Below are 22,751 nucleotides of genomic sequence, written 5' to 3' on the forward strand. Positions count from 1 at the left end.
CCGTGACCGACGCCCACGCCGCCCCGCTGCCGGAGCCGCCGGCGGACGACCTGGTCTGGCGCCGGATGCACCCGGTGACCCCGGCGGTGAAGGGCTGGAAGGTGCTCGCGGCCGTGCTCGCGATCGTCGCCTGGAACGCCGCGGACGACGTCCGGGACCTGGCCGAGTGGCTCGGTGCGCGCGCGTGGCTCTACGTGGCGGGCGCGGTCGTGCTCGTCGCGCTGATCGGGTTCGGCTACTCCGCGATCGCCTGGCGGATGACCCGGTACGCCGTCACCGACGACGCGGTGCACCTGCGCTCCGGCGTGCTGTTCCGGCAGCAGCGGCAGGCCCGCCTCGACCGGCTGCAGGCGGTCGACGTGGTGCAGCCGCTGCTCGCGCGCATCCTCGGGCTGTCGGAGCTGCGCCTGGAGGTCGCGGGCGGGGCCGGGTCGGCCGTGTCGCTCGCGTTCCTGCGCGAGGCCGACGCGGAGCAGCTGCGCGCCGAGCTGCTCGCGCGGGCGGCGGGGATCCACCGGGGACGGCGGCCCGCCACCGCCCCGCCCGCCGCCGCCCCGGTGCTGCCCGAGGTCGCGCCGCTCGGCACCGCCGAGCCGGGCGCGGTGCCGGAGGCCGTGGGCACCGTGGGCACCGTGGGCACCGAGGACGCCGCGGTCACGCTCCCCGTCGAGCCCGCCGACGACTGGGACGACGTCGCGCCCGTCGCCCCCGAGCGCCCGGTGTACGAGGTCCCGGTCGGTCGCCTGCTCGCGTCGACGCTGCTGTCGTCGACCACGTTCTGGCTCGTGGTCCTGATCGCGGGCGTCGTCGTGCTGATCGTGACGTCCGGCCGGTTCGAGTCGGCGTTCGCGCTGCTCCCGGCCCTCCTCGGCGTCGTCTCGTACACGTGGACCCGGTTCAACCGCGGCGCGAACTTCCGCGCGGCGATCTCCCCGGACGGCATCCGGCTGCGGCACGGGCTGACCGAGTCCCGGGCGCAGACGGTGCCGCCGGGCCGGGTGCAGGCCGTGCGGGTCACGCAGGGCCTGCTGTGGCGGCGCCCCGACTGGTGGCGGGTCGAGGTGAACGTCGCCGGCTACGGCAGCGGCACCGACCAGACGCAGAGCGAGAACGTCCTGCTGCCCGTCGGCACGCGCGACGAGGCGCTGCTGGCGCTGTGGCTGGTGCTGCCCGACCTCGGCACCGCCGACCCGCGCGCCCTGGTCGACGCCGGCCTCACCGGCACGGAGGGCGGCGGGGGCTGGGCGGTCGCGCCGCGGCGGTCCCGCTGGCTGGACCCGGTCGGGTGGCGGCGGCACGGCGTGGCGGTGACCGAGCGCGCCCTCGTGCTGCGCTCCGGCGTGCTCACCCGGCAGCTGGTCGTCGTGCCGCACGAGCGCACGCAGTCCCTCGGCCTGGCGCAGGGGCCGCTGCAGCGCCGGCTCGGGCTCGCGTCGTTCCAGCTGCACTCGACGCCCGGACCGGTCGCGCCCCGCGTCGACCACCTGGACGCCCGCGTGGCGGCCGGGCTCCTGGACGAGCAGGCGACGCGCGCCCGCACCGCCCGGGCCGGCGCCGGCCCCGAGCAGTGGATGCGCGGATGACCCGGCTGGGGATCGGCGTCGTCGGCGCGGGCCGCGTCGGCGCGGTGCTGGGCAGCGCGCTGCGCGCCGCCGGCCACCCGGTGGTCGGGGTCAGCGCCGTGTCCGCGGCGTCGCTCGACCGCGCGGACGCCCTGCTGCCGGGCGTGCCCGTGCTCGACGTGCCGGAGGTGGTGCGCCGCGCGGAGCTCGTGCTGCTCGCGGTGCCCGACGACGCCCTCGCCGACCTGGTGGCCGGGCTCGCCGCGACCGGGGCGTGGCAGGCCGGCCAGATCGTCGTGCACACCGCCGGGCGGTACGGCACCGCGGTGCTCGACCCGGCGCGCGCGGCCGGCGTGATCCCCGTCGCGCTGCACCCCGCCATGACCTTCACCGGGACCTCGCTCGACCTGTCCCGCCTGGTCGGGACCACCTTCGCGGTGACCGCCCCGACCCCCGTGCTGCCGATCGGGCAGGCGCTCGTGGTGGAGATGGGCGGTGAGCCGGTCGTCGTCGAGGAGGCAGCCCGACCGCTGTACCACGCGGCCCTGGCACACGGCGCGAACCACCTGGTGGTGCTGGTCGCGCAGGCCGGCCAGGCGCTCGCCGCGGCAGGGGTCGCCGACCCGGGTGCCGTGCTGCGCCCGCTGCTGACCGCGGCCCTCGACGGCGCCCTGCGCGCGGAGTCGGCCGGCGGCGGCCGGGACGCCGAGGGGGAGGTGACCGCCGGCGCGGTGACGACGTTGACCGGGCCGGTCCGGCGCGGGGACGCGGGCACCGTGCGGGACCACCTCGACGAGCTGACCGGCCTCGGCGTGCGGACCGGGGCCACGGACGTCGTGGCGTCCTACCGCGCGCTGTCCCGGGCCGCGACCGGCCGCGCCCTCGCCGCGGGCCTGCTGCGTGCGGAGCAGGGCCAGGCCCTCCTGGACGCGCTCGCGGCCGGCGAGCCCGCGGCCGCCGACGGCCCGGCTCACGCCCCGGGTCCCGACGGAGGTACGGTGCACGGCGCGCACGACGACGAGGGCGACGGGAGCGGTCCGGCCGCGCCCGGCGCCGACCAGGAGGACCAGGCATGACCGAGGCACGGACGGGTGCCCCCACGGTGGCCCGCACGGCCGCCGAGCTCGCGGACGCGCTGCGCCCCGGGGCCGGCGGACGCACGACGCGCGCCGTCGTGATGACGATGGGCGCCCTGCACGCCGGGCACCTGGCGCTGGTGCGCGAGGCCCGCGCCCGCGCGGAGCAGGTGGTGGTGTCGATCTTCGTCAACCCGCTGCAGTTCGGGCCCGCCGAGGACCTCGACCGCTACCCGCGGGACCTCGAGGGGGACCTCGCGGCCCTGACCGCGGCCGACCTGCTCGGCGCCGGGGACGTGGTGCTCGCGCCCGGCCCGGAGGTGATGTACCCGGACGGCGACCCCGTCGTGCGCGTGCACGCCGGCCGCATCGGCACCGTCTACGAGGGCGCCACCCGGCCCGGCCACCTGGACGGCGCACTGACCGTCGTCCTGAAGCTGCTGCACCTGACCGCGCCCGACGTCGCGCTGTTCGGCCGCAAGGACGTGCAGCAGCTGGTCGCCGTGACCCGCATGGTGCGGGACCTGGACGTGCCGGTCGAGGTGGTCGGCGTGGAGACGGTCCGCGACGCCGACGGGCTCGCCCTGTCCTCCCGCAACGTCTACCTGTCGGCCGCCGAGCGCGAGCAGGCGCTGGCGCTGAGCCGCGGCCTCGCCGCCGGCCGGGCCGCCGCGGCCGACGGCGGCGCGCCCGAGCAGGTCCGCGCGGCCACCCGGGCCGTGCTGGACGCCGCGGGCGTCGGCACGGACTACGTCGCGCTGGTCGACGTCGCCTCGTTCGAGGACGTCACCGCCGTGCCGGTCGAGGGGTCGGCCGTGCTGGCCGTGGCCGCGACCGTGGGCGCCACCCGGCTGATCGACAACACCGACGTGAGGTGGGCGTGACCATGACCTCGCTGCTGCGGCCGATGATGATCGGCAAGATCCACCGCGCGACCGTGACGCAGGCCGACCTGCACTACGTCGGCTCGATCACCGTGGACGCGCACCTGCTCGCCGCGGCCGACCTGCTGCCCGGCCAGCAGGTCGACGTCGTGGACGTCACCAACGGCGCGCGGCTGACCACCTACGTCATCGCGGGCGAGGCCGGCTCCGGCCAGGTCTGCATCAACGGCGCCGCCGCGCACCTGGTGCACCCCGGCGACACCGTGATCCTCATCGCCTACGGGATGCTCTCGGACGCCGAGGCGCGCACGTACGAGCCGCACGTCGTCCTGGTCGACGCCGACAACCGCGTCATGGACACCGGGCACGACCCGGGCACCGTGCCCGCCGAGTGGACCGCCGCGTCCGGGCTGCACCCGAGCGGCGTGCCGTTCGACCAGGGCCGGTCCCTCGTGGCGCACGACGGCGAGGCGCACCACGGTGACGCGCACGACGGCGAGGCGGGCGAGGAGCGGGCGGGGGCGAACGACGCCGGGCGGGACGCAGGCGCCGGACGGTGACCGCGCGCCTCGCGCGCCGGCTCGCCGCTCCCGCACCGGGGTGGACCTCGCGCGCCGACGCGGTGGTCGTCGGCTCGGGCATCGCCGGGCTGACCGCCGCGCTCGAGCTGCGCACGCGGGTCCCGCGGGTGCTGCTGGTCACCAAGGGCCAGCTGGTCTCCGGGTCGACCGTGTGGGCGCAGGGTGGCATCGCCGCGGCGCTCGACCCCGCCGACTCCCCGGCCGCACACCTGCGGGACACCCTGGAGGCCGGCGTCGGCCTGTGCGACCCGCGGGCGGTCGAGGTGCTCGTCACCGAGGGCCCGGCGCGGGTCCGCGAGCTGGTCGCGCGCGGCGCCGTGTTCGACACCGAGGCCGACGGCAGCATCAGCCTGACCCGCGAGGGCGGGCACCGCGCCGACCGCGTCGCGCACGCCGGCGGTGACGCCACCGGCGCCGAGATCTCCCGCGCGCTGGTCGCCCAGCTCGCGGCCGTGCACGCCGACCCGGGCATCGAGGTCATCGAGAACGCGCTGGTGCTCGACGTGCTGACCGGCGCCCCCGGGCGCGACGGTCGGCCCGGGGCGGTGTGCGGCGTCACCCTGCACGTCATTGGCGCGGGCAGCCGCGACGGCGTCGGCGCGGTGCTGGCGCCCGCGGTCGTGCTGGCCACCGGTGGCATCGGGCAGGTGTTCCGCTCCTCGACCAACCCGGTGCAGGCGACCGGCGACGGGCTGGCGGCGGCGCTGCGGGCCGGTGCGGTCGTCGGCGACGTCGAGTTCGTGCAGTTCCACCCGACGGTGCTGTGGCTCGGCGCGGGCGTGAAGGGCCAGCTCGCGCTGATCTCCGAGGCCGTGCGCGGTGAGGGCGCGCACCTGCTGGACACCGACGGGCAGCGGTTCATGCCCGCCGTGCACCCGCTGGCCGAGCTCGCGCCCCGCGACGTCGTCGCCAAGGCCATCGTCCGCCGGATGGCCCGCACCGGCGCCGACCACGTGCTGCTGGACGCCCGGCACCTCGGCGCCGAGCGGCTGCGCCGGCGGTTCCCGACCATCGGCGAGCGGCTGGCGGAGCACGGCCTCGACATGGCCACCGCCCTGATCCCCGTCGCGCCCGCGCAGCACTACCACTCGGGCGGCGTGGTCACCGACCTGGTCGGCCGGTCGTCCGTGCCGGGCCTGTACGCCGTCGGCGAGGTCGCCTGCACCGGCGTGCACGGCGCCAACCGCCTGGCGTCCAACTCGCTGCTGGAGGGGCTCGTGTTCGCCCACCGTGCCGCGCACGACATCGCCCGGCGCGTCGAGGCCGGGTCGCTGCGCCCGGCCGAGCCCGTCGAGCGGCCCGGACCCGAGGCCCTGGTCGCCGGCGCGGCCCGCTCGCGGGTCCAGCGGATCGCCAGCGACGGCCCGGGCGTGCTGCGGTCGGCGGCGGGGCTGGAGGCCGCGGCCGTCGCGCTCCGCGGGGTCCGCACGGACGCGCACCGCGCCGTCGCCGGCGGCGAGCACCCCGTGGCCGACCCGCAGGTCGCCGAGTGGGAGACCACCAACGTGCACCAGGTGGCGACCGTGCTGACCGCCACCGCCGCCACCCGGCTGGAGACCCGCGGCGGGCACCTGCGCAGCGACTTCCCGGCCCGCGACGACGCGGCCTGGCTGCTCCGCGTCGAGGCCACGCTCGCTCCCGACGGCACCCTGCGCCAGCACCCCACCCCCCTGGTCTGACGGGGGCACCGGTCGGCGGACCTAGGGTGGCGGGTGTGATCGACGCCCTCGACCCCACCTGGCTCACCCGCACCGTCGCCCTCGCGCTCGACGAGGACCTGGGGGCCGCCCCCGGCCGGGACGTCACCACGCAGGCCACCGTCGCCCCCGACGTCGACGGCATCGCGCACCTCGTCGCCCGGGACGCCGGCGTCGTCGCGGGGCTGCCCGTCGTCGCCGAGGTGCTGGCCCAGGTCACCGCACGGCTCGGGCTGGCCCCGGCGACCGTCGACCAGCGGGTCCCCGACGGCACGGCCGTCGCGCCCGGCGACGTGCTGGCGGTGCTGACGGGACCGGTGCAGGCGCTGCTGGTCGCCGAGCGGACCGCGCTCAACCTGGCGTCCCGGGCGTCGGGCGTCGCCACGCACACCCGCCGCTGGGCCGACGCGCTCGCGGGCTCCGGCGCGCAGGTGCTCGACACCCGCAAGACCACCCCCGGGCTGCGCGAGCTGGAGAAGTACGCCGTGCGGGCGGGCGGCGGCACCAACAAGCGGATGGGCCTCTACGACGTCGCGATGGTCAAGGACAACCACGTGGTCGCGGCCGGCGGGGTCGCGGCGGCGGTCGAGGCCGTGCGCGCGCGGTTCCCGGACGTCGCGATCCAGGTCGAGGCCGACACGGTCGAGCAGGCGCTGGAGGCCGTCGGCGTGGGCGCCCGGTTCCTGCTGCTCGACAACATGCCGACCCCCGTCCTTGAGGAGACCGTCGCCGCCGTCCGCGCGCAGGAGCCCACCACGGGGCGCGTCGAGCTCGAGGCCACCGGCAACCTCACGCTGGAGCGGGCCGCCGAGGTCGCGGCGACGGGCGTCGACTACCTGTCGGTCGGGGGCCTCACGCACTCGTCGCCGATCCTCGACCTGGCGCTGGACCTGGTCGAGGGCGTGCGTCCCCCGGCGTGACGGGAGCGGGTCGGGCGGTCGATAGGATCGCCCGGTGACCGAGACGCCCGCTGTGCCCGTGACGACCGCCGACGACCTCCCCGAGCAGCTCCGGGTCCGTCGCGAGAAGCGCGACCGCATGCTGGCCGAGGGCGTCGAGCCCTACCCGGTCGGCGTCCCGCGCACGCACACGATCGCCGACGTCCGCGCCGCCCACCCCGACCTGGAGCCGGGCCAGGAGACCGAGGACGTGGTCGGCGTCGCCGGCCGCGTCGTCTTCCTGCGCAACACCGGCAAGCTGTGCTTCGCCACGCTGCAGGACGGCGAGGGCAACCGGCTGCAGGCGATGCTCAGCCTGGCGAACGTCGGCGAGGACCGCCTGGCCGCGTTCAAGGCCGACGTCGACCTGGGCGACCACCTCTTCGTGCACGGCGTCGTCGTGGCCTCGCGCCGCGGCGAGCTGTCCGTGATGGCCGACTCCTGGACGCTCGCGGCCAAGTCGCTGCGCCCCCTGCCCAACCTCTACGCGAAGGGCGACGAGGCCGCCCCGGAGCTGTCCGAGGAGCTGCGCGTCCGGCAGCGCTACGTCGACCTGATCGTGCGCCCGGCCGCCCGCGACGCCGTGCGGCTGCGTGCCGGTGTCGTGCGCTCGCTGCGGGAGAACTTCCACCGCCGCGGCTACCTCGAGGTCGAGACGCCGATGCTGCAGACGCAGCCCGGTGGCGCCGCCGCCCGGCCGTTCGTCACCCACATGAACGCGTTCGACATCGACCTGTACCTGCGGATCGCGCCGGAGCTGTTCCTCAAGCGCGCCGCGGTCGGCGGGCTCGAGCGCGTCTTCGAGATCAACCGGAACTTCCGGAACGAGGGCGCGGACTCCACGCACTCGCCGGAGTTCGCGATGCTGGAGGCGTACGAGGCCTACGGCGACTACGACACGATGGCGGCGCTCACGCAGGACCTCGTGCAGACGGCCGCGCAGGACGTCCTCGGCACGACGTCGATCACGCTGCCCGACGGCGAGGAGTACGAGATCGGCGGGCAGTGGGCCCAGCTGACCATGTACGGCTCGCTGTCCGAGGCCCTCGGCGAGGAGATCACCCCCGCCACCTCCGTCGCGCACCTGCAGGCGATCGCCGACCGGCTCGACGTGCAGCTCGACCCGAAGCGGGTGAGCCACGGCAAGCTCGTCGAGGTCGTCTGGGAGCACCTGGTGGGGGACCACCTGCACGCCCCGACCTTCGTGCGGGACTTCCCGGTCGAGACCAGCCCGCTGACCCGCGACCACCGGTCGATCCGGGGCCAGGTCGAGAAGTGGGACCTGTACGTGCGCGGTTTCGAGCTCGCGACCGCCTACTCCGAGCTGGTCGACCCGGTGATCCAGCGGCAGCGTTTCGAGGCGCAGGCGCTGCTGGCCGCCGCCGGCGACGACGAGGCCATGCAGGTGGACGAGGACTTCCTCGCTGCCGTCGAGTACGCGCTGCCCCCGACCGGCGGCATGGGGATGGGCGTCGACCGCCTGCTCATGGCGCTCACCGGCCTCGGCATCAGGGAGACGATCCTGTTCCCGCTCGTGAAGCCGCAGGCCTGAGCGCCGGCTGCCGGGGTGCGCATTTTCGCGGCGTAGGCTGCGCCCCATGAACATCGGTCCCGCGCTGGCCGCGCTGCTCCCGTCCGTCGGAGTCGGGCTCATCTTCTGGTTGGTCATCCGCGCGCTCGTGAACGCCGACCGCTCCGAACGCGCTGCATTGGCGCGGATGGACGCCGAGGACGCACGAGCGGATAAGACGGAGAACCCGGCCGAAAGCTGAACAATTTCGGCCGACCTTTGACGCGAGGCGTTCTCGGATGCCATGCTTTTCCCGAACGCGTGATTCACGCCGCTCGCCATCTGGGGGCAGCAGCAGCGGCCTACGGCTCGGGAGGGCGAAATGGCACAGAAGGTTCAGGTCCTGCTCGTGGACGACATTGACGGCGGGACCGCCGACGAGACGGTGACGTTCGCGCTCGACGGCGTCTCGTACGAGATCGACCTGACGACCGAGCACGCCGCCGAGCTCCGCGACGCGCTCGGCACCTGGGTGGGCCACGCCCGCAAGGTCGGCGGCCGTTCCGGGTCGGGCCGCAGCAGCAGCGCCGGCACCAGCCGCCCGCGCCGCTCGTCCGACGCCGGCGCCGTGCGCGCCTGGGCCAAGGAGAACGGCCACGACGTCTCCGAGCGCGGCCGCATCTCCGCGGAGATCCGCGAGGCCTACGAGGCCGCGCAGGGCTGACCCCGCGCACGCACGCAGGAGGCCCGGCACCCCGAGGGGTGCCGGGCCTCCTGCCGTCCGGTCGACCAACCTCTGCCGCCCGAGGTCGTCAGTCGTGCACGAGGTCGTCCCGCAGGACGGACGACCTCGGGCCGACGTGACGACCTCGTGCCGATGTGACGACCGCGGCGGCCCTGCGTCAGGGGCGGCCCGGCGTCAGGGGCGGGTGGCCGTCAGCTCGCGGACGGCGGCGTACTGGGTGCGGATGACGTCGGCCGGCTCGGCGTCGTAGACCTCGGGCTCGCCCGCGGCCGTCCACGCCGGCGGCTGGGCCGCGCCGCCGAGCACCCACGCCGCCTGGCGGGCGGCACCGTCGGCCACGTACTCGCCGGGGGTCGGCACGGTGACGGGCAGGCCGAGCACCGCCGGGGCGATCCGGCGCACGGCCTCCGACTGGGCGCCGCCGCCGATCAGCTGCACGCGCTCGACGGGCACGCCCTGCGCCCGCAGCGCGTCGAGGCCGTCGGCGAGGGCGCACAGCATGCCCTCGACGGCGGCGCGCGCGAGGTGCGCGGGCGTGGTGTTCGCCAGCCGCATCCCGTGCAGGGCGCCGGTGGCGTCGGGCTTGTTGGGGGTGCGCTCGCCCTCCAGGTAGGGGACCAGCACCAGGCCGTCGGCGCCGGCCGGGGCGGAGAGCGCGAGCGCGGACAGGCCGGCGTGGTCGACGCCGAGCATCCGGGCGGCCGCGTCCAGCACGCGGGAGGCGTTGAGCGTGCACGCGAGCGGCAGGTAGGCGCCGGTGGCGTCGGCGAACCCGGTGACCAGCCCCGAGCCGTCCGCCGTCGGCGTCGCGGACACGGCGGAGACGACGCCGGAGGTGCCGATCGAGATGGCGACGTCGCCGGCGACCATGCCCAGGCCGAGCGCCGCCGCGGCGTTGTCTCCCGCACCGGCGCCGAGCTGCGCCCCCGCCCGCGCGAGCCCGCCGGGCGCGACGGTGCCGGCGGACGCGTGCGCGGCCACCACCCGCGGCAGCGCGGCGTCGTGGCCGAGCGCGAGCCGGAGCAGGTCCTGCCGGTAGTCCTCGGTGAACGGCGACCAGTAGCCCGTGCCGGACGCGTCGGACCGGTCGGTGGTGAGCGCCGCGAGGTCGGCGGCGCCGGGCCCGTGGCCGGCCAGGCGCCAGGTCAGCCAGTCGTGGGGGAGGGCCACGGCCGCGACGCGCGCGGCGGCGTCGGGCTCCGCGTCCCGCAGCCAGCGCAGCTTGGTGACCGTCAGCGAGGCCACCGGCACGGACCCGATCGCGTCGGCCCAGGCCTGCGGACCGCCGAGCTCGCCGATCAGGTCGACGGCCGCGGGCGCGGACCGCGTGTCGTTCCACAGCAGCGCGTCGCGGACGACCTCGCCGTCGGCGTCGAGCGCGACCATGCCGTGCTGCTGGCCGCCGACCGCCACGGCGTCGACGTCGTCCAGCCCGCCGGCGTCGGCGACGGCCTGCTGCAGGGCGTCCCACCAGTGCCGGGGGTCGATCTCGGTGCCGTCGGGGTGCGAGGCGCGGCCGGAGCGCACCAGCGCGCCGGTCTCGGCGTCACGCACGACGACCTTGCAGGACTGGGTGGAGGAGTCCACCCCGGCGACGAGGGCCATGAGGATGCGTCCTTGCTGTGCTCAGGGAACGGGGAACGCGCGAGGTCGAGGGTTCCACGCGGGACGGGGGCTGGACACCCTCGACCTCGCGCCGAACCCTCGACCTCGGCGGTGGTGGCTCGGGTCAGCGGGCGCCGAGCGCGTGCTCCAGCGCGAGCTGGTTGAGGCGGACGAAGCCGAAGCCGCGCTCCGCGACGCCCTCGACGTCGAAGTCCTCGAACGCCGAGCGGTCCGCCAGCAGGTCGGCCAGGGTCTCGCCCTCGGCGATGGTCGGCTGCGCGAGCTCGAGCACGCCGGACGCCTCCAGGGCCTCCTGCACCTCGGGGTCGGCGCGGAACGCCTGCGCCCGCTCCTTCAGCAGCAGGTAGGTGGACATGTTGGCCTTGGCCGACTCCCACACGCCGTCGAAGTCCTCGGTGCGCGAGGGCTTGTAGTCGAAGTGGCGCGGGCCGTCGTAGCGCGGGCCGCCGGACGGGAAGCCGTTCTCGATCAGGTCGACGGTGGCGAACGCGGAGAACAGGTCGCCGTGGCCGAACACCAGGTCCTGGTCGTACTTGATCGACCGCTGGCCGTTGAGGTCGATGTGGAACAGCTTGCCCGCCCAGAGCGCCTCGGCGATGCCCTGCGTGTAGTTCAGGCCCGCCATCTGCTCGTGGCCCGTCTCCGGGTTGAGGCCGACGATGTCGCCGTGCTCGAGCTTGGCGATCAGGCCGAGCGCGTGGCCGATGGTCGGCAGCAGGATGTCGCCGCGGGGCTCGTTCGGCTTCGGCTCGATGGCGATGCGCAGGCCGTAGCCCTTCTCCTTGATGTACGCGGCGACGGTGTCGATGCCCTCGGCGTACCGGTCGTGCGCGGCGTTGAGGTCCTTGGCGGAGTCGTACTCCGCACCCTCGCGGCCGCCCCACATCACGAACGTGTCGGCGCCGAGCTCGGCGGCCAGGTCGACGTTCCGGATGACCTTGCGCAGGCCGTAGCGGCGCACGCGGCGGTCGTTCGACGTGAACGCGCCGTCCTTGAAGATCGGGTGGCTGAAGGTGTTGGTGGTGACCATCTCGACGGTCACGCCGGTGTCGGCCAGCGCCTGCTTGAACCGGTCGAGGATGCGGTCGCGCTCGGCGGCGTCGGAGCCGAACGGCACGACGTCGTCGTCGTGGAAGGTGACGTGCGCGGCGCCGAGCTCGGCGAGCTTGTGCACCGACTCCACCGGGTCGAGCCACGGCCGGCTCGCGGAGCCGAACTGGTCCTGGGCGTTCCAGCCGACGGTCCAGAGACCGAAGGAGAACTTGTCGTCGCGGGTGGGCGTGCGCACCATCGTCTGCTCCTCATCGAGATCCTGCGGGTTTGTCTTGTGGATGAACTTATAGCGGCCACCGGCTAGGGTCAACCGCGTGACGGACCTCGCGAGCGCTGCCGGTGCCGGCCCGGCCGACCCCGCCCGGGGCGCCGTCGGCCGTCGTCGCAGCCCGGCGCGGCAGGGCTCGCTCCGCGAGCACAACCTGGCCCTGGTGCTCCGCCACGTGCTCGACGCCGCGGCCCCCGCGGCGGCCGCGGCGCAGGCAGCACCGCCGTCGCGGGCCGACGTGGCCACCGCCACCGGCCTGACCCGCGGCTCGGTGTCCGCGCTGGTCGACCTGCTGATCGGCGCGCGGCTGGTCGCCGAGCTGCCCCCCGTGGTCACGGCCCGCGCGGGCCGGCCCGCCGTCCCGCTCGTCCCCGCCCCGGGCACCGTCGTGGGCCTGGGCGCCGAGGTGAACGTCGACTACATCGGCGTGCGCGCGCTGGACCTCACGGGGGCGGTGCTGGCGCAGCGGACCACCGCCGGCGACTTCCGGCACAGCGACCCCGCCCGCGTGCTCGGGCTGCTCGCGCGGCTGGTCGGGGAGGTCCGGGCCGAGCTGCCCGCCGGCGCGCGGCTGGCCGGCATGTGCCTGGCGCTGCCCGGGCTCGTCGACCGCGTCACCGGGCCGCTGCGCCTCGCGCCGAACCTCGGCTGGCGGGACGTCGACGTGGTCGCGCTGCTCACCGCGCACCCCGAGGTGGACGGGCTGGCCGTGCGCCTGGCCAACGAGGCCAACCTCGCCGCCCGGGCCGAGGCCCGCGCCGGGGTGGCCGGGCAGAGCTTCCTCTACGTCTCGGGCGAGGTCGGCATCGGTGCCGCGATCGTGCTGGACGGCGAGGTGTTCGCCGGCCGGCACGGCTGGAGCGGTGAGCTCGGGCACACGGTCGTCGACCAGCAGGGGCCGCGCTGCACCTGCGGGGCGCGCGGCTGCCTGGAGCAGTACGCGGGCAAGGACGCGCTGCTGCGCGCCGCAGGCCGCGACGTCGAGGAGCCCGTCGACGCGCTGCTCGCCGCCGCGGGCGCGGGGGATGAGCGGGCGGCCCGGGCGCTGCGGTCGGCGGGGGAGGCGCTCGGCGTCGCGCTGGCGAACTTCATCAACCTGGTCGACGTCGAGACCGTGGTGCTCGGCGGGATCTACGCGCCCCTCGCGCCGTGGCTGACCGACGCGGTCGTCGCGCAGCTGCGCTCCCGGGTGCTGGCCGCGGCCTGGGAGGACGCCCGCGTCGGCGTCGCGGCGGGCGGCGCGCACGCGGCGATGACCGGCGCGGCGGTCGTGGTCCTACGGGCGGTGGCGGACGACCCCGCGGCCTGGCTCGAGGTGGCTCCGCCCGCCGCCTGACCGCGGTCGCCGCCCGGGCACGGCGTTGCGTACAGTCCTCGCCGTGACGGAGCAGCTGCGCGACCTGTGGATCGGGACGTACCCCTCGGCCGGCGCGGGAACGCCCGCCGGCCTGGGCGAGGGCGTCTGGCGCGTCGGCCTCGACCCGGAGACCGGCGCGCTGGCGGAGCCGGAGCTGGTCGTCGAGACGCCCGCCCCGTCGTTCCTGGCGGTCGACCGGCAGGCGGGCGTGCTGCTCGCGGTCGGCGAGGACGCCGCGGGCACGGTCTCCGCGTTCCGGGTCGGCAGCGCCGACGGCCGCCCGACGCTGACCCCGGCCGGCACGGCGAGCAGCGGCGGGGCGGACCCGTGCCACCTGCTCCTGGACCCGACCGGACGCGTCGCGTACGTCGCCAACTACTCCTCCGGCACCCTCGCGGTGCTGGAGCGCACCGCCGACGGCCTGCTGGGCGACGCCCCGGTGCAGGTGCTCGGCCACGCGGGCTCCGGCCCGGTGACCGACCGCCAGGAGGGCCCGCACGCGCACTTCGCCGCGCTCGCCCCGGGCGGCACGCACGTGCTGGTGTGCGACCTCGGCACCGACGAGATCCGCCGCTACCGCCGCGACCCGGCGACGGGCCGGCTGACCGAGGACGGGGTCGCCGCCACGCTGCGTCCCGGCTCCGGACCGCGGCACCTGGTGTTCTCCGCCGACGGCCGGATCGCGTACGTCGTCTGCGAGCTCGACGTGACCGTCGCCGTGCTCGCCTGGGACGTGGCGCACGTGTCCGGCCGGGTCGTGCAGCACGTCCCGGCGGTGGAGGACGGCTCCGGTCCCGAGAAGCGCGCGCTGCCGTCGCACATCACCCGGGTCGGGGACCGCGTCCTGGTCGCCACCCGCGGCTCCGACGTGCTCGCCACCTTCGGCGCGAGCGCGGACGGCACGCTGGCCCCGGCCGGGCAGGTCGCGCTGCCGGGCGCCTGGCCGCGGCACTTCGCCGTCGTCGACGGCTGGACCGTGACCGCCGACCAGCTCTCCGACACCCTGACCGTGCTCCGCGACGGCGCCGTCGTGTCACGGGTGCCGCTGCCGGCCCCGGCCTGCGTCGTCCCGGCGTGACGACCGCCGCCCCCGCCCCCGGGCCCGCCGCCCGCGCGCTCCCGCCCCTGCTGCCCGGGCCGCACCTGCGGCGGCTCGACGTCATCACGGTCGTCGCCACGTTCGGCGGCCTGCTGTTCGGCTACGACACCGGCGTCATCAACGGCGCCCTCGACCCCATGGTCGCCGACCTCGGGCTCACCCCCGCGTCCGAGGGGCTGGTCACCAGCAGCCTGCTGGTCGGCGCTGCGCTCGGTGCGCTGGCCTGCGGACGGCTGGCCGACCGGATCGGCCGGCGCCGGGCGCTGGTGGCGCTCGCGGTCGTGTTCTTCCTCGGCGCGGTCGGCAGCGTGCTCGCGCCGACGCTCGAGGTCATGCTGCCGATGCGGTTCGTGCTGGGCGCGGCCGTGGGCGGCGCGTCGGTCACCGTCCCGGTCTACCTGGCCGAGCTCGCGCCCACCGAGCGCCGGGGCGCGATCACCGGCCGCAACGAGATCGCCATCGTCGTCGGGCAGCTCGCCGCGTTCGTGGTCAACGCCGTCATCGGCACCGTCTGGTCGGACCAGCCCGACGTCTGGCGGTACATGCTCGCCGTGCAGGCGGTGCCCGCCGTGGCGCTGTTCGCGGGGATGCTGCGGATGCCGGAGTCGCCGCGCTGGCTGCTGGCCCGCGGGCGGCAGGACGAGGCGCTCGCGGTCCTGCGCCAGGTGCGCGACCCCGGCCGCGCGGCCGCCGAGCTCCGGGAGGTCCGCGCGCTGGTCGAGGCCGAGCGCGCGGACGCCGTCCGGGGCAGCGGCGGCTGGGCCGAGCTGCGGCTGCCGTGGGTCCGGCGGCTGGTGCTCGTCGGCGTCGGCGTGGCGGTGGTGAACCAGCTCGGCGGCATCAACGCCGTCATGTACTACGGCACCCAGCTGCTGCGCGAGTCCGGGTTCAGCGGGGACGTCGCCCTGGTGGCGAACGTGCTGAACGGCGTGTTCTCGGTGCTCGGCATGCTGATCGGCCTGCGCGTGATCAACCGCGTCACCCGGCGCGGCCTGCTGCTGGTCGGGCTCACCGGCATCATCGCGTCCCACCTGATGATCGCGGTCTGCTCGGCCGCGATCCCCGAGGGCACCGCCCGCTCGGTGGCCGTCACCGCGTTCCTGGTGCTGTTCGTCGGCTTCAACCAGTCGTCCGTCGGGCTGGTCTGCTGGGTGATCCTCGCCGAGCTGTTCCCGCTGCGGGTGCGCGGGTTCGCCATCGGGCTCTGCGTGTTCTGGAACTGGACCGCCAACGCCGTGATCAGCGGCTTCTTCCCCTCGGTGGTCGCGGGCATCGGCGTGAACGGCACGTTCCTCGCGTTCGCGGGGCTCAACGTGCTGTCGTGGCTGTTCGTGCGGTTCGTGCTGCCCGAGACCCGCGACCGGTCGCTGGAGCAGCTGGAGCAGGACTTCCGCGCGGCCAGCCCGGCCTGAGTGGCGCGGCTCACGGGCTGCGCGATGCCGGTGATGGCCGACAATGGTGGGAGTCCACCGTCGTCGTCCGCAGGAGCAGTCGTGCCGCACGAGCCGCAGCGCATCGCCATGCTGTCGGTGCACACGTCGCCGCTGGACCAGCCGGGCACGGGCGACGCGGGCGGGATGAACGTCTACATCGCCGAGCTGTCCCGCGCCCTCGCGCGCCGCGGCGCCGCGGTGGAGATCTTCACGCGCGCGACGTCGTCGGCCCTGCCGGAGTCGGTCGAGCTCGACGACGGCGACGACCGGGTCCTGGTGCACCACGTGCCCGCCGGCCCGTACGAGGGGCTGGACAAGAACGACCTGCCGGCCCAGCTCTGCGCCGTGACCGCGGGCGTGCTGCGCCTGGCCGCGGCCCGGCCGGCCGGCTGGTACGACGTCGTGCACAGCCACTACTGGCTGTCGGGGCAGGTGGGCTGGCTCGCCGCCGAGCGGTGGGACGTGCCGCTGGTGCACACCATGCACACGATGGCGCGGGTGAAGAACGCCGCGCTCGCCCCCGGCGACAGCCCGGAGCCCCCGACCCGCGTGATCGGCGAGGAGCAGGTGGTGGCCGCCGCCGACGCGCTCGTCGCGAGCACCGCCGAGGAGTGCCACGACCTGGTCGGGATGTACGACGCCGACCCCGAGCGCGTGCACGTCGTGGCCCCCGGGGTCGACCTCACGACGTTCCGGCCGCGGCCGGGGGACCGCGCGGCGCTGCGCCGCGACCTCGGGCTGCCGGCGGACCGGGACGTCGTGCTGTTCGCGGGCCGCGTGCAGCCGCTGAAGGCGCCCGACGTCCTGGTGCGCGCGCTGGGGGTGCTGCGCGCCACGGGCCGGCCGGTGCCGCTGCTGGTGGTGCTCGGCGGTCCGAGCGGCCGCGCCGGCGCGCTGACCGAGCTGCAGGCGCTCGCGGCGGCCTCGGGGCTCGGCGACGACGTGGTGTTCCGCCCTCCGGTCACCCGGGCCGAGCTCGCGCGCTGGTTCGCCGCGGCCGACCTGGTGGCGATGCCGTCCCGGAGCGAGTCGTTCGGGCTGGTCGCGGTGGAGGCGCAGGCCGCGGGCACGCCGGTCGTCGCCTCGGCCGTCGGGGGGCTGCGCTCCGTCGTCCAGGACGGGGTGTCGGGGCGGCAGGTCCGCGGGCACGACCCCGCGGTGTGGGCGGACGCGCTGGCGGCGACGCTCGCGGACCCGGCCGCCCGCGGCCCCTGGCGGGCCAACGCGCGCCGGGTGGCGGAGCAGTACGGCTGGGACGCGACGGCCGAGCAGGTGCTCAAGGTCTACGCCCTGGCGACGGAGCACCGCCTCCGCGCCCTCGTCTGACCCCAGGCGCGCCGCACCGGGTCGAAGGTCCTGCCCGACATGCCGGCGCGTGTCGGGCAGGACTCTCCAGCCGGCGGGCGGGGCGGCCGGGACGGCCCGGGGCTTCAGGCCGTGACCGGCTCCAGGACCAGGACCGGGATCACCCGGTCGGTGCGCCGCTGGTAGTCGGCGTAGTCCGGGTACGCGGCGACGGAGCGGTCCCACCAGAGGTCGCGCTCGGCGCCCTGCACCTCGCGCACGGTGTAGTCGCCGCGCGCCGGTCCGTCCTGCAGCTCCACCAGCGGGTGCGCCAGCAGGTTGTGGTACCAGACGGGGTGCTTCGGGGCGCCGCCGAGCGAGGCCACGACCGCGTACACGCCGTCGTGCTCGACCCGCATGACCGGGATCTTGCGGACCTTGCCCGACTTCGCCCCCAGCATCGTCACGACGACCACGGGCATGCCGCGCATCGTGGTGCCCTGCGTGCCGCCCGAGCGCTCGATCAGCTCGACCTGCTTCCGGCTGCGGGTGTCGGTGGACGGCTCGTACTCTCCGGTGATCGGCATACCGGCGACAACGCGGGACCCGTGCGCCGTGTTCCGCGGGCCGAACGTCCCCCGACGCCGCGGCGCCGGGTGCGGCAGGATGGGACCCATGACCTACACCCTCGTTCTGCTCCGCCACGGCGAGAGCGAATGGAACGCCAAGAACCTGTTCACCGGCTGGGTCGACGTCGCGCTGTCCGAGAAGGGCGTCGCGGAGGCCAAGCGCGGCGGCACCCTGCTGACCGACGCGGGCGTGCTCCCGGACGTCGTGCACACCTCGCTGCTGCGCCGTGCGATCACCACCGCGAACTACGCGCTGGACGCCGCCGACCGCCTGTGGATCCCGGTCAAGCGCTCCTGGCGCCTGAACGAGCGGCACTACGGCGCGCTCCAGGGCAAGGACAAGAAGCAGACGCTCACCGAGTACGGCGAGGAGCAGTTCATGCTCTGGCGCCGCTCGTACGACGTGCCGCCGCCGGACATCGAGCTCGGCTCCGAGTTCTCGCAGGACTCGGACGCCCGCTACGCCGGTGAGCCGATCCCGCGCGCCGAGGCGCTCAAGCAGGTGCTCGACCGCGCGCTGCCGTACTGGAACTCCGACATCGTGCCGGACCTGCAGGCCGGGAAGACCACGCTGGTCGCCGCCCACGGCAACTCGATCCGCGCGATCATCAAGTACCTGGACGACGTCGACGACGCCACGATCGCCGGCATCAACGTGCCGACGGGCATCCCGCTCGTCTACCACCTGGACGAGACGACGCTGAAGCCCACCAACCCGGGCGGCACGTACCTCGACCCCGAGGCGGCCGCCGAGGCGATCGCCGCGGTGGCGAACCAGGGTCGCTGACCCACCCGCACGACGAAGGGCCCGGACCGACGGCGAGTCGGTCCGGGCCCTTCGGCGTTCCCGGGGGTCCGGGGGTCAGCGCGTGCCGGCCGCCCGCTCCGCGGCGAACTCGCCGGTCACGAGGAACACGATGCGGCGGGCGACGGAGACGGCGTGGTCGCCGAACCGCTCGTAGTACCGGCCGAGCAGCGTGATGTCGATGGTCTGCTGCGCGTCGCCGGTCCAGCCCGGCGCCAGGAGGATGCGGAACGTCTCCTCGTGCAGCGAGTCGAGCAGGTCGTCGTCGCGCTCGATGCCCTCGGCCTCGGCCAGGTCGTGGGAGGTGAGGACGTGCGTGGTGCGCTGCGCGACGCGGCGGGCGGCCTCGTTCATCTCCGTGAACACGCCGGTCAGCGCCGGGTCCACGGCGGCCCGCGGGTAGCGGCCGCGCGCCACCTGGGCGACGTGCCGGGCGAGGTCGCCCATGCGCTCGAGGGTCGCGCTCATCCGGAGCGCGGAGACGACGACGCGCAGGTCGGTCGCGACGGGCTGCTGCTGGGCGAGCAGCAGGACGCACCGCTCGTCGAGGTCGCGCTCCAGGGCGTCGATCGCCAGGTCGTCGGCGATCACGGACTCGGCCAGGGCCAGGTCCTGGTGCAGCAGAGCCTCCCCGGCAGCCGTGATCGCGTGCTCGACCCGGCGGCTCATCGCCACCAGGTCGTCCTGCACCTGCTTCAGCTCGGCGTCGAAGATCTCGCGCATGGTGTCCTCTCGTCCGCGCACACCCGTGCGCGCAGTATCTGTCCGGCCGCCCACGCTCGCACGCGGACGTGAACGCGCCGGTGAACGCCACGCCACCGGCGGGTGAACGGCGGTGAACACTCGGTGCGGGTCGCCGCTCGGGCGGGTCGGGGTGGTCGTCCGGGGTCCGGCTCGACCGTACGCTGACCGCGTGGAGGGCATCAACGGTCTCATCGTGCTGGCCGCCGGGGCGCTGGGACTGGTCACCGGGATCGGCGCCACGCTCGCGTTCCGGTTCAGCGAGCGGGTGCAGCGTGCCGTGCCCGAGCGGGCGAAGCCGGACCTGGACGAGGGCGTGGTCCGGGTGCTCGCGGTGCTGCGCTCCGCGGCGGTGGTGCTCGACGACGACGACCAGGTGATCCGCGCGAGCCCGCCGGCGTTCGCGCTCGGGGTGGTCCGGGACGGCATGGTCGTGCACGCCGCGATCCGCGACCTGATCGCCGACGTGCGCCGCAGCGGCGTGATCCGCGACGAGGAGCTGGAGCTGCCGCGCGGCCCGCTCGGCCCCGGCACGATCATGCTGCAGGTCCGCGTGGCCCAGGTCGGACCCGGCCTGCTGGTCGTGCTCGCCGAGGACCGGACGCAGGCCCGCCGCCTCGAGGCGATCCGCCGCGACTTCGTGGTGAACGTGTCCCACGAGCTGAAGACCCCGGTCGGCGCGCTGTCGCTGCTGGCCGAGACGGTGCAGGACGCCGCGGACGACCCGGAGACGGTGCGCCGGTTCGCGGGCCGGATGATCAGCGAGTCCCAGCGCCTGTCAGCCCTGGTGCAGGAGATCCTCGAGCTGTCCCGGCTGCAGGTCGCCGGGGCGCTGAAGGACATCGCGCTGGTGGAGGTGGACGCCGTGGTGGCCGAGTCGGTCGACCGCGCCCGCACCGGTGCGGCCGCGAAGGACATGTCGTTCCACGTCGGCGGGGAGTCGGGCGCCCAGGTGTTCGGCGACCCCGCGATGCTGGTGCAGGCGGTGCGGAACCTGCTGGACAACGCGGTCCGGTACTCGCCGCCGAGCACGACGGTCGGCGTCGGCGTGCGGTCCCGCGACGGGATCGTCGAGATCGCGGTCGTCGACCAGGGCATCGGCATCTCCGCCGAGGAGCAGGACCGCGTGTTCGAGCGGTTCTACCGGGTCGACCCGGCGCGCAGCCGGGAGACCGGCGGCACGGGCCTCGGCCTGTCCATCGTCAAGCACGTCGCCGCGGACCACGGCGGCGACGTGCAGGTGTGGTCGCAGCCCGGCCGCGGCTCCACCTTCACGCTGCGCCTCCCGGTCGCCGTCGGGGCCGTGCCGGCCCCGGCGCAGGACGACCGGCCTGTCCCCCTGATCGTCCCGGACCAGCCGGGCGTCGAGACCGCACCCGGAGGCATGACCCCGTGACCCGCATCCTGCTCGTCGAGGACGAGGAGTCCTACCGCGACCCCCTGGCCTACCTGCTCGGCCGGGAGGGCTTCGAGGTCACGACGGCCGCGACCGGGCCCGAGGCGCTCACCGCGTTCGACGCCCAGGGCGCGGACCTGGTGCTGCTGGACCTGATGCTGCCCGGGCTGTCCGGCACCGAGGTGTGCCGGCAGATCCGCCAGCGCAGCGACGTGCCCGTCATCATGCTGACCGCGAAGGACGGCGAGATCGACAAGGTCGTCGGCCTGGAGCTCGGCGCGGACGACTACGTCACCAAGCCGTACTCGTCCCGCGAGCTGCTCGCCCGTGTCCGCGCGGTGCTGCGCCGCCGCCAGGTCGGCTCCTCGGTGCCGGTCGCGGCCGAGGAGGACGAGACCGACGACGGCGTGCTGCACGCGGGCCCGGTGAAGATGGACGTCGAGCGGCACACGGTCACCGTCGACGACCGGCCGGTGGCGTTCCCCCTCAAGGAGTTCGAGCTGCTCGAGCTGCTGCTCCGCAACGCCGGGCGCGTCCTCACCCGCGGCCAGCTGATCGACCGCGTCTGGGGCACCGACTACGTGGGCGACACCAAGACGCTCGACGTGCACGTCAAGCGCGTCCGCGCCAAGATCGAGCCGGACCCCGCCAACCCCGCCCTGCTGGTCACGGTCCGCGGCCTCGGCTACAAGCTGCTCGACGACGAGCCGGCCTGACGGACGCGCGCGGGGGCCCGTCCGCGCCCGGAGGATTGGCCCGTCGTTCACCTGGGGTTCACCCGGGGACGGCAGGCTGGTCACCTCGCCTGCTTAGCGTCTGCCGCAGGTCGCGCACAGACGGGTGCGCGCCGCGTCACGACAGGACGGAACACTGTGAAGCTCAACCGCGGTCGTACGGGTGCCCTCGCCCTCGCTGGCGTCGTCGCCCTCTCCCTCACGGCATGTGGTTCGGACAACCCGACCGGCAGCACCACGGAGACCTCCGGCGGCGACACCGCCGAGAGCAGCCTCTCCGGCGAGCTGGTCGGCGCCGGTGCGTCGTCGCAGGAGTCGGCGATGGAGGCCTGGCGTGCCGGGTTCCAGAGCGCGAACCCCGACGTCACCGTGTCGTACGACCCGGTCGGGTCCGGTGGTGGCCGCACCGCGTTCCTCGACGCCTCGGCGAAGTTCGCGGGCTCGGACGCCGCGCTCGACGAGGAGGAGCTGACCCAGGCCCAGGAGCGCTGCTTCGGCGCCTCCGCCGTGAACCTGCCGGTCTACGTCTCCCCGATCGCCGTCATCTTCAACCTGGAGGGCGTCACCGAGCTGAACCTCTCGGCCGCGACGGTCGCGAACATCTTCAACGGCACGATCCAGAACTGGAACGACCCGGCCATCGCCGAGGCCAACCCGGACGCGACCCTGCCGGACCTGGCGATCACGCCGGTGCACCGCTCCGACGAGTCGGGCACCACGGAGAACTTCACCGAGTACCTCGCCGCCGCGTCCGAGGGCGCCTGGGCCGACGAGGCCTCGGGCGACTGGCCGATCGAGGGCGGGGAGTCCGGCCAGGGCACCTCCGGCCTGGTCCAGGCCGTCCAGGGTGGCCAGGGCACCATCGGCTACGCCGACGCCTCGAAGGCCGGCAACCTCGGCAAGGTCTCCATCGGCGTCGGCGACGAGTTCGTCGCCCCGACCGAGGAGGCGGCCGCGGCGGCGCTCGACGTCTCGCCGCGCGACGACTCCCGCGAGGAGGGCGACATCGTCATCGACATCGACCGCACCACGACCGAGGCCGGCGCCTACCCGCTGATCCTCGCCTCCTACCTCGTCGTCTGCCAGGCGTACGACACCCAGGAGGACGTGGACCTGGTCAAGGCGTTCGCGACCTACGTCGCCTCCGCCGAGGGCCAGGCGGCCTCCGAGTCGGCCGCGGGCTCCGCGCCGATCTCCGACGCGCTGCGCACCGACGTCCAGGCCTCGATCGACGCGATCGAGCTGGCTTCCTGACACGGGGGAGGAGCGGCGGCCGCGACCCGGTCGCCGCCCCTCCACCCGGGCCCTGGCCGGTCCACCCGCGGGTGGGCCG

Annotated in this window: 21 protein-coding genes; 17 read left to right on the forward strand and 4 right to left on the reverse strand. The window is 75.5% G+C overall.

The genetic code is table 11. The annotated features are described in order from the left end of the window. Positions 1–2: 2 nt before the first annotated feature. The 9 genes from ACWPWW_RS13635 to ACWPWW_RS13675 all read left to right on the forward strand — a co-directional run bounded on the left by ACWPWW_RS13635 (position 3) and on the right by ACWPWW_RS13675 (position 8,972). On the forward strand, positions 3–1,583 hold the full coding sequence (locus tag ACWPWW_RS13635; protein WP_454050900.1) for a PH domain-containing protein: 1,581 nt from the start codon (positions 3–5) through the stop codon (positions 1,581–1,583). Further along, positions 1,580–2,638, forward strand: coding sequence for a Rossmann-like and DUF2520 domain-containing protein (locus ACWPWW_RS13640; RefSeq protein ID WP_454050901.1), 1,059 nt, complete (start codon positions 1,580–1,582; stop codon positions 2,636–2,638). Before ACWPWW_RS13635 ends, ACWPWW_RS13640 begins: the two co-directional genes overlap by 4 nt. Continuing rightward, complete coding sequence (gene panC / locus ACWPWW_RS13645; protein WP_454050902.1) at positions 2,635–3,522, forward strand: pantoate--beta-alanine ligase; 888 nt, start codon at positions 2,635–2,637, stop codon at positions 3,520–3,522. The genes ACWPWW_RS13640 and panC overlap by 4 nt, the downstream gene beginning before the upstream one ends. A gap of 2 nt (positions 3,523–3,524) precedes the next feature. Next, a complete protein-coding gene (panD, locus tag ACWPWW_RS13650; protein ID WP_454050903.1) occupies positions 3,525–4,082 on the forward strand; it encodes an aspartate 1-decarboxylase in 558 nt (185 codons plus the stop codon). Further along, positions 4,079–5,782, forward strand: a complete 1,704-nt coding sequence (locus ACWPWW_RS13655) for an L-aspartate oxidase (protein WP_454050904.1) — start codon at positions 4,079–4,081, stop codon at positions 5,780–5,782. The genes panD and ACWPWW_RS13655 overlap by 4 nt, the downstream gene beginning before the upstream one ends. Positions 5,783–5,820: 38 nt before the next feature. Next, on the forward strand, positions 5,821–6,720 hold the full coding sequence (nadC, locus tag ACWPWW_RS13660) for a carboxylating nicotinate-nucleotide diphosphorylase (RefSeq protein ID WP_454051823.1): 900 nt from the start codon (positions 5,821–5,823) through the stop codon (positions 6,718–6,720). 34 nt (positions 6,721–6,754) lie between these two features. Then, positions 6,755–8,290 (forward strand): lysine--tRNA ligase, encoded by a 1,536-nt coding sequence (lysS, locus tag ACWPWW_RS13665; protein ID WP_454050905.1) that lies wholly within the window; start codon positions 6,755–6,757, stop codon positions 8,288–8,290. Between the two features lie 46 nt (positions 8,291–8,336). Continuing rightward, entirely contained in the window at positions 8,337–8,510 is a 174-nt protein-coding gene (locus ACWPWW_RS13670) for a hypothetical protein (RefSeq protein ID WP_454050906.1), read from the forward strand. A 120-nt stretch (positions 8,511–8,630) separates the two neighbouring features. Continuing rightward, positions 8,631–8,972 (forward strand): histone-like nucleoid-structuring protein Lsr2, encoded by a 342-nt coding sequence (locus ACWPWW_RS13675; RefSeq protein ID WP_454050907.1) that lies wholly within the window; start codon positions 8,631–8,633, stop codon positions 8,970–8,972. Positions 8,973–9,167: 195 nt separating this feature from the next. Here ACWPWW_RS13675 and xylB read toward each other — a convergent pair whose 3' ends face one another. Then, complete coding sequence (gene xylB / locus ACWPWW_RS13680; RefSeq protein ID WP_454050908.1) at positions 9,168–10,598, reverse strand: xylulokinase; 1,431 nt, start codon at positions 10,596–10,598, stop codon at positions 9,168–9,170. A gap of 124 nt (positions 10,599–10,722) precedes the next feature. Beyond that, entirely contained in the window at positions 10,723–11,910 is a 1,188-nt protein-coding gene (xylA, locus tag ACWPWW_RS13685; RefSeq protein WP_454050909.1) for a xylose isomerase, read from the reverse strand. A gap of 76 nt (positions 11,911–11,986) precedes the next feature. On the opposite strand from xylA, the gene ACWPWW_RS13690 reads away from it, so the two are divergent. The 4 genes from ACWPWW_RS13690 to mshA all read left to right on the forward strand — a co-directional run bounded on the left by ACWPWW_RS13690 (position 11,987) and on the right by mshA (position 17,155). After that, positions 11,987–13,276 carry an ROK family protein gene (locus tag ACWPWW_RS13690; RefSeq protein ID WP_454050910.1) on the forward strand — a complete coding sequence of 430 codons (1,290 nt, stop codon included), beginning with the start codon at positions 11,987–11,989 and terminating at the stop codon, positions 13,274–13,276. 43 nt (positions 13,277–13,319) lie between these two features. Beyond that, positions 13,320–14,375: a lactonase family protein gene (locus ACWPWW_RS13695; RefSeq protein ID WP_454050911.1), complete on the forward strand. Its 1,056-nt coding sequence runs from the start codon at positions 13,320–13,322 to the stop codon at positions 14,373–14,375. Next, positions 14,372–15,808: a sugar porter family MFS transporter gene (locus ACWPWW_RS13700; protein ID WP_454050912.1), complete on the forward strand. Its 1,437-nt coding sequence runs from the start codon at positions 14,372–14,374 to the stop codon at positions 15,806–15,808. Before ACWPWW_RS13695 ends, ACWPWW_RS13700 begins: the two co-directional genes overlap by 4 nt. Before the next feature lie 108 nt (positions 15,809–15,916). Further along, positions 15,917–17,155: a D-inositol-3-phosphate glycosyltransferase gene (gene mshA / locus ACWPWW_RS13705; RefSeq protein WP_454051824.1), complete on the forward strand. Its 1,239-nt coding sequence runs from the start codon at positions 15,917–15,919 to the stop codon at positions 17,153–17,155. A 104-nt stretch (positions 17,156–17,259) separates the two neighbouring features. Here the strand turns inward: mshA and ACWPWW_RS13710 are convergent, their stop codons facing one another. Further along, positions 17,260–17,700, reverse strand: a complete 441-nt coding sequence (locus ACWPWW_RS13710; protein ID WP_454050913.1) for a nitroreductase family deazaflavin-dependent oxidoreductase — start codon at positions 17,698–17,700, stop codon at positions 17,260–17,262. Positions 17,701–17,788: 88 nt separating this feature from the next. Here ACWPWW_RS13710 and ACWPWW_RS13715 point away from each other — a divergent pair, with 88 nt between their 5' ends. Further along, positions 17,789–18,529 (forward strand): phosphoglyceromutase, encoded by a 741-nt coding sequence (locus ACWPWW_RS13715; RefSeq protein ID WP_454050914.1) that lies wholly within the window; start codon positions 17,789–17,791, stop codon positions 18,527–18,529. 75 nt (positions 18,530–18,604) lie between these two features. Here ACWPWW_RS13715 and phoU read toward each other — a convergent pair whose 3' ends face one another. Continuing rightward, complete coding sequence (gene phoU, locus ACWPWW_RS13720; RefSeq protein ID WP_454050915.1) at positions 18,605–19,270, reverse strand: phosphate signaling complex protein PhoU; 666 nt, start codon at positions 19,268–19,270, stop codon at positions 18,605–18,607. Positions 19,271–19,460: 190 nt separating this feature from the next. Here phoU and ACWPWW_RS13725 point away from each other — a divergent pair, with 190 nt between their 5' ends. The 3 genes from ACWPWW_RS13725 to pstS all read left to right on the forward strand — a co-directional run bounded on the left by ACWPWW_RS13725 (position 19,461) and on the right by pstS (position 22,672). Continuing rightward, positions 19,461–20,684: a sensor histidine kinase gene (locus tag ACWPWW_RS13725; protein ID WP_454050916.1), complete on the forward strand. Its 1,224-nt coding sequence runs from the start codon at positions 19,461–19,463 to the stop codon at positions 20,682–20,684. Further along, complete coding sequence (locus ACWPWW_RS13730; protein ID WP_454050917.1) at positions 20,681–21,400, forward strand: response regulator; 720 nt, start codon at positions 20,681–20,683, stop codon at positions 21,398–21,400. Before ACWPWW_RS13725 ends, ACWPWW_RS13730 begins: the two co-directional genes overlap by 4 nt. Positions 21,401–21,556: 156 nt before the next feature. Next, positions 21,557–22,672, forward strand: a complete 1,116-nt coding sequence (gene pstS / locus ACWPWW_RS13735) for a phosphate ABC transporter substrate-binding protein PstS (RefSeq protein WP_454050918.1) — start codon at positions 21,557–21,559, stop codon at positions 22,670–22,672. Positions 22,673–22,751: the final 79 nt, after the last annotated feature.

Source organism: Cellulomonas sp. Marseille-Q8402 (genome assembly GCF_965119525.1).

Bases quoted from the DNA above. Each gene is read 5' to 3' on its own strand.
- mshA (WP_454051824.1), top strand. From the start codon at position 15,917: ATGCTGTCGGTGCACACGTCGCCGCTGGACCAGCCGGGCACGGGCGAC.
- xylA (WP_454050909.1), bottom strand. From the start codon at position 11,910: ATGGTGCGCACGCCCACCCGCGACGACAAGTTCTCCTTCGGTCTCTGG.
- ACWPWW_RS13715 (WP_454050914.1), top strand. From the start codon at position 17,789: ATGACCTACACCCTCGTTCTGCTCCGCCACGGCGAGAGCGAATGGAAC.
- ACWPWW_RS13670 (WP_454050906.1), top strand. From the start codon at position 8,337: ATGAACATCGGTCCCGCGCTGGCCGCGCTGCTCCCGTCCGTCGGAGTC.
- xylB (WP_454050908.1), bottom strand. From the start codon at position 10,598: ATGGCCCTCGTCGCCGGGGTGGACTCCTCCACCCAGTCCTGCAAGGTC.
- panD (WP_454050903.1), top strand. From the start codon at position 3,525: ATGACCTCGCTGCTGCGGCCGATGATGATCGGCAAGATCCACCGCGCG.
- phoU (WP_454050915.1), bottom strand. From the start codon at position 19,270: ATGCGCGAGATCTTCGACGCCGAGCTGAAGCAGGTGCAGGACGACCTG.
- ACWPWW_RS13710 (WP_454050913.1), bottom strand. From the start codon at position 17,700: ATGCCGATCACCGGAGAGTACGAGCCGTCCACCGACACCCGCAGCCGG.
- ACWPWW_RS13675 (WP_454050907.1), top strand. From the start codon at position 8,631: ATGGCACAGAAGGTTCAGGTCCTGCTCGTGGACGACATTGACGGCGGG.
- ACWPWW_RS13640 (WP_454050901.1), top strand. From the start codon at position 1,580: ATGACCCGGCTGGGGATCGGCGTCGTCGGCGCGGGCCGCGTCGGCGCG.
- panC (WP_454050902.1), top strand. From the start codon at position 2,635: ATGACCGAGGCACGGACGGGTGCCCCCACGGTGGCCCGCACGGCCGCC.